Source organism: Pedobacter sp. UBA4863, assembly GCF_002399615.1.
In the GTDB taxonomy this organism is placed as follows: Bacteria; Bacteroidota; Bacteroidia; order Sphingobacteriales; family Sphingobacteriaceae; genus Pedobacter.
Map to the genome: position 1 here is coordinate 278,962 of NZ_DHDZ01000033.1, position 6,271 is coordinate 285,232.

A 6,271-nucleotide genomic window follows, 5' to 3' on the forward strand; every position below is an offset into this window, starting at 1 on the left:
AGCGGTTAATTACCAGAAAGCGTGATTACAAATATAGAAGATAAGTTTTTGATGCATACAGTTACACATCAATTGAAATGGGCTTTTTATAAAATAAAACACCTATTTCATAAAACTAAAAAAATAAAGCCTTTTTATTTTAGAATTTTTGACCTAAACAAATGATTACCCATCAAAATCAGGAGAATATGACATTAAAATTTACTAAGACATTTATTATTGCACTAGTTGGGCTAAGTACTACTAGCTATGCGCAAACCACGCCTACTTATCCTTCTATAGAAGTAAAAAACGACGACAAAGCGCTTATTCCAACTATACCAAACGGTTTAACAGAAGCTCAAATAAACACCACTAAAAACTTTAATCATGTAAAAACTAATGGTAGTGTTTTTGCATTTACATCAATCGGCCATCAAATTAGCGGCAACAACCCTAGAGGCGCTATTGGTATTATGAAAAAAGATGCCAATGGTAACCAAAGCTTAACTACATTCCCTTATAATAATGTTTTTGGTGGTACACAAACAGACTTTACTGCCTATACTTTAGGAGATGCATTAGATTTTAATGCAGATAAAGCCATTGTATCTTCTTTAAGAAATAATGATAAGTACTATGGACGCGTAGCTGTGATTACTTTTTCTAACTTAGACAACTTTTCTGCGCCAACTATCAGCAAGAAAATAGAAATTTCAAATGCCTTTATACAAGGTGTAACACATACCCAAGCCTCGATACCAGCAAATTCGCAAAAATATGGTAGCGCTGTTGCCATTTACGGTGATTTTGTAGTTATTGCTGGAGAAAACTACACCAATGATGGTATAACACGTAAAGGCAGGGTGTTTTTATTAAAACTAAACGCTGCAGGCGCCGCATATGAACTAATTACCGAGCTATTACCCGATGCCTCCATTACAGACGGAATATTTGGAAAAGCTGTAAAAATACATGGGAATACCATCTTAGTTGGACATACTAGAAGCACAGCAAAAGGCTTAGTGTATGCGTATTTTATTAACGCTGCCGGCAATGGAGTAGTTTCAAGCACTCCTAGCACCACAGTTAGCAATACATCCTCTACAACTAATGGAGATATGTTCGGCTCAGCAATTGACATGTCTGGAGATTATGTTGTAGTAGGTGCACCAAAAGCCAATGGACTAGGGCCAAAAACCACCCAACAAGGCGGAAATTTAACCCAAAGGGAAATTGGTTTGGCCGATATCTATAAATTTAATAGTGAAGCCAAAACATTCGCACACATCGGCGTTTCCAGAACAGAAAACTCTGATAACAGGTATCCTAATTTAGGAGGCGCAGTTTCTATTAATAGTAATGGTGTGGTAATGTTAGGCGCTAGTCCTAATAGTCAGCAGCAATCTGGGTATGGCTATATTGGTTACCCTGCAGTAGAAAACAATCAAATTATTTACAAAACGTACCAATACTCTCCAGGTATGAACAACACCTTAAATAATGTCGGAGTTGGGGTAGCAATTAACAACAATAACGAATTTATGATTTCTGATGTTAACCACGGTAAATTTATGAATATGAATGGCTCTTGGAGTACTTACCTGCCGGGTGCTGCCTTATTTGGCAAATTTTTATACGATACAGAAGCCATTAGAGTTTTACCAGTTACTTTAAAATCTTTTACTGTAAAAGCAGAAAACAAGCAAACCGTTTTAATGTGGAATACCGCTACCGAGGTTAATGCAAAATCTTTTGTGGTACAACATAGCGTTGATGGAAAAAACTTTAACACGCTTGCAGAAATTGACGCTAAAAACAAAAATGCTTCAAGCTACGTTTTCAGGCATCAAAAACCAGCTAAAGGTTTAAACTACTATCAATTACTACAAACAGACAATGATGGAGTGATCAATTATCTTGATGTTAAATCAATTAGCTTTAACTTAAATAATGCAGAAGCGTCCTTGTATCCAAACCCAACAAATGGTAATGTAATAGTAGAATTTGCCGCTCAGCAGTTTATCAAAGCCAATCTTATCGATCTTAATGGAAAAACGTTAAATACGTATATCCTCCAGCCAAATCAAAATAACCTTAGTATTGATTTAGCTCAGCAACCTAACGGTATGTACTTTATCAAGCTACTTGGCTCATTAAACACTAAAACGCTTCCCATCATCAAAAAATAAACGACAAAACACTTTTATAAAGCGGCAGTAGCCGCTTTTTTTAGGTCTATGTTTCCACATCAGCCTTTATTATTTAGATTAAATTCTTGGCCAAACATTCGTCATGATAAAACGTACAAAACCAGCTGAAAACTTCAAAAAAGTAATTATCCTTTCCATAACAAAATCTCCTTTTGATATACATCAACAGACTTGAGAAATTGTTACCCTAATATTGGAAGCAACACCAAAAAGCTATTACTAAAAATAAATTCGGCACTAGGTTAGAGTGCCTTGTTTAAAAGTGGATATTTTACGGTTTTAGATAGGAAGGAAGAAAACTAATACCTTTTTTACAGATAAGTCAAGAGCTCCCGCACTCCTTCCGAAGCTTTCATCGGTATTTTTATCACATTATTCAACCCTGAAACAGCTGGTATTTTAGGGTCGATGATGTACTTTGGGACTTGATATGGCACATCATCTATCAGTCCGGCAGCGGGATATACTGCCAACGACGTACCTATTAAAACAAATAGATCTGCTGTTGCACATATTTCGGCCGCCTTTGCTATCATTGGTACTGCTTCGCCGAACCAAACTACATGTGGTCGTAATTGCGAACCTAGCTCACATTTATCGCCCATGTTTATATCGTTCCCTATTATTGGATAAATTAACGATGCTTTAACAGAAGATTGTGCATAGGTAATTATGCCATGCAAATGGGTTACGGCAGTTGAACCGGCCCGCTCATGTAAATCGTCAATGTTTTGTGTAATGATATTTACTTCATATTGCTGCTCTAAATGAGCCAATGCAGTGTGTGCCACATTAGGTTCGGCAGCGAGTACTTGTTTCCTGCGTTCGTTGTAAAAAAGCTGCACCAATGCTGGATTACGCTGCCAAGCTGCTGGTGTAGCTACATCTAATATATTGTAACCTTCCCATAAACCATCCGAATCCCTGAAAGTTTTTAAGCCGCTTTCGGCACTAATGCCTGCCCCTGTTAATATGACCAATTTTTTCTTCACTAGCTAAAACTAACAAAATAGCCGCAAATACACAGGTTTGATCTAGCATTTTGTGCATTTACAACAAAACGCCACAAAAAAAACGCTCTTGCAATTTATACAAGAGCGTTTTTAACCACTATATTTTATAATCCTATTACGCTACAGAAGTTTTGTATGCTAATGAAGGGAATTTTGCTTTTAATGCTTCAAAAGCAGCAAACATCAATGCCGAATAAACCAAGGTACTGTAAAGGAACTTTAATTCAAACGGAATAGCAGCAATTAAACAAGTTCCAAAGCCTGCCAATGTTTTAGGGTAAGTATCAAAACCTATCCACATTCCAAAATCTGAAACAATCCAATGAACAAATACCGCTGCTAAACTGGCTGCAAACACATTGGATATCGTTACCTTTTTAATCATTAATTGGCCCACCAATACCATTAGCGCCAAAGCAATGTAAGTAAAATACCAACCCTTATAAAATGCGTACGAAGTGCCCATGATCATTCCCAAACTTAAATCGCTTAGCAACAACACCAACATAGGCAATAAATAACCAGCAAATCTATTTTTAAAATAGGTGCCGCTAAAGATAGCTACTGCTCCAATTCCAGAGAAATTTGCAAATAGGGCAAAATCTGATGAAAGTGGCGCTATCATTCTGAGGCCTATCACAAAGGCTATAAACAACAACAATACTACAGTTTTGGTAGTTGATTTTCTTTCCATTTCTTTAAATTTGATATACAAAACTAAGTTTTTAGCATCGCAATATAAAATTATCTCTGTTATTTATCACATTGTAACTTAGAAAGAAAAGCTAAAACCAGCGTTCAGGTTACGTTCCATGGTGGCAAAACCAACAATTTCGGTATATTCTTCGTTCGTAATATTTTTTAAATCAACAAATAACTTTATTTTCTTGTTAAGGATGGCATACTCGGTGTAAAAATCTAACAGTTTATAAGCTTCGAGATCTTTTTGTACCGAAGACCAAGTATTGGTATCATAAAAAGTATCTACACGTTTGCCAGTATATTTATATTGCAGGTTAACAAACCAACTTTTGTTGAGCTGTAGCCCGGCGTTTACCCCGTACATATGTTTGGGTCTTCTCAAAAGAATATCAGACACTACCGCATTTGAGGTTGTTTTTCCTTTTGTGTAAGTATAAAATGACCCTAAGTTAAAACGGCCAATTGCAAAGCTTGGTTCTATTTCTAAGCCTTTATCCTCTTGCTTGTCTTGATTAATGTAGCCAGTGGTATAAACAATAGCGTCTTTAATATTTCTTTTAAAACCAACTGCACGTATTTTCAATTGTTCATTGAAAAATTTGAAATCAAAACCTGCCTCTAGTTGTGCAGATGTTTCTGGTTTAAGATTAGCATTTGCACCCCAAGCGCCAAACAACATATCTAATGCCGGTGCTTTAAATGAAGAAGACGCTGTTCCAAATAATTTTACCTGCTTGCTTAACACTAAGCTGGGCGTTACGTTATAGGTAAAATTTTCTTTGTAACCGTAATTATTATGTTTGTTGTACCTGCCACCAAGCTCTAGGTTAAAAACACTTAAATCGTGAAGAAAAAGCGAAGCATAGGTGCTAAACAAATTAATATCTGGCTTGGTAATACCTGCGGCATCGTAATAGGTAATGGCTGTTTTTCTGTGATCTAGGCCAACCAAGAAATTCATTTTATTACCGATGTGCTGATTATAAAAAACATCGATCAATCCCATATCTCCTTTTAATTTACGCGGATAGGCATCTCTGTATGCTTTATTGGTAGTTTGATAACTGTAATTAAGGGTAATTTTCCCTTTATTTAATAGATAAATAGCATTTAAACCGCCATTAAAATTTTTAGTTTCTCCGGTGTTTGCGGCATCTGCAAAAGCATCGTTGTCATAATCGAAACTCATGTGGGTATAGCGCAAAAACGGATTAACTTTCAAACGGTGCGCCAATTGTACTGAGAAATTAGCATTTAGCGCATCTTGTTGCGAACCATCTTTGTCGAACAACAAACTACTTCCTTGGGGCAGAGCCGCTTCAGATATGCCATTGGCTTTTAAATGCGTGTAGCTAAGGTTATAGCTAAAGGCATCTACCTTGCTATTCATCCCAATAGTACCTTTATAGGTTTGATAACTCCCTGCCGTGGCCGCACCATAAACATGATTGCCTTTTTCTACCTTTTTCTTAGTAATAATGTTAATTACACCTGCTACTGCATCAGAACCGTATAAGGTAGATTGGCCGCCCCGTAAAATTTCGATACGTTCTACTTGATCTACCGATAGCAACCTCAAATCGAACGATGAACCTATTGAAGATGGATCGGAAGCCAAAATGCCATCTATTAATACTACTGCATGGGCAGCAGCAGCGCCTCTAAAGAAAATACTCTTGTCTTTCCCTAAGTTAATTCCATTACTTAGCACTTGTAATCCGGCTTGCTGATTTAACAATTCGGCAACGCTACGACCGCTACTCCTAGACAGTTGAACGCTGTCTATAATGGTTACTACCTTACCTGTTTGCGATTGCTTTTGTTCATTTTTAGCCGTAGCGATAACTACTTCATTTAAAGATTGAACTTCTTGCGCTTTAATTTCCCCAAAAGCAAGGGTTACCGTGGCTAATCCTAGACCAGCTACAGCTTTTTTAATGTTTTTTTTCACTTGTTGTGCATTACACCGCAAGAGAATGAGAAAGGAAACGAGTAGTACAAAAATGTAAAGCTCTTTCCTAGCTTCAATCCCCGAAAGCTATGAATTTTAATGTGCTAAAGGCAGGTCTTCTGACTTATTCCCTGTTTTGCAGCCTTCCCTCCCAGCGTATAACTAGAAAGTGGCCAAGAAATGCAAACAGTTAAAGAATTTACAGCTGCGGGACAGTTACGGATTTACACCGTATTCCCTTTTAATCCCGAATTAACGGAAACCAAAAGCAAGGCAAAAGTAAGAGATTTTATTGACATGAAAAGGATATGCACTGCTTATTTAGCAATCTATATTGGAATAATTCTTATTACTTGCCAAACATTGGGCAGATTAAGCCACAGCTACATCAATAAACCACTATGGATTAAAAA

General features: G+C 36.9%; 4 protein-coding genes and 1 riboswitch. Of the genes, 1 reads left to right on the forward strand and 3 read right to left on the reverse strand.

Going from position 1 to position 6,271, the window contains the following annotated elements:
* Positions 1-188 precede the first annotated feature (188 nt).
* Positions 189-2,171 (forward strand): T9SS type A sorting domain-containing protein, encoded by a 1,983-nt coding sequence (locus B3I52_RS08000; RefSeq protein WP_293300193.1) that lies wholly within the window; start codon positions 189-191, stop codon positions 2,169-2,171.
* A gap of 332 nt (positions 2,172-2,503) precedes the next feature.
* On the opposite strand, the gene B3I52_RS08005 is transcribed toward B3I52_RS08000, so the two are convergent.
* The 3 genes from B3I52_RS08005 to B3I52_RS08015 all read right to left on the reverse strand — a co-directional run bounded on the left by B3I52_RS08005 (position 2,504) and on the right by B3I52_RS08015 (position 5,858).
* Positions 2,504-3,184, reverse strand: a complete 681-nt coding sequence (locus B3I52_RS08005) for an SIR2 family NAD-dependent protein deacylase (RefSeq protein ID WP_293300194.1) — start codon at positions 3,182-3,184, stop codon at positions 2,504-2,506.
* 136 nt (positions 3,185-3,320) lie between these two features.
* The gene (locus B3I52_RS08010; RefSeq protein ID WP_293300195.1) at positions 3,321-3,899 is read right to left on the reverse strand and encodes a DUF6580 family putative transport protein; all 579 of its coding nucleotides are present in this window, start codon (positions 3,897-3,899) and stop codon (positions 3,321-3,323) included.
* Between the two features lie 78 nt (positions 3,900-3,977).
* Entirely contained in the window at positions 3,978-5,858 is a 1,881-nt protein-coding gene (locus tag B3I52_RS08015) for a TonB-dependent receptor plug domain-containing protein (RefSeq protein ID WP_293300197.1), read from the reverse strand.
* Between the two features lie 92 nt (positions 5,859-5,950).
* Positions 5,951-6,140, reverse strand: a riboswitch (cobalamin riboswitch).
* Between the last annotated feature and the right edge of the window lie 131 nt (positions 6,141-6,271).

Excerpts from the sequence above, each read along its gene's own strand:
- B3I52_RS08000 (WP_293300193.1), top strand. The coding sequence starts at position 189 with ATGACATTAAAATTTACTAAGACATTTATTATTGCACTAGTTGGGCTA.
- B3I52_RS08010 (WP_293300195.1), bottom strand. The coding sequence starts at position 3,899 with ATGGAAAGAAAATCAACTACCAAAACTGTAGTATTGTTGTTGTTTATA.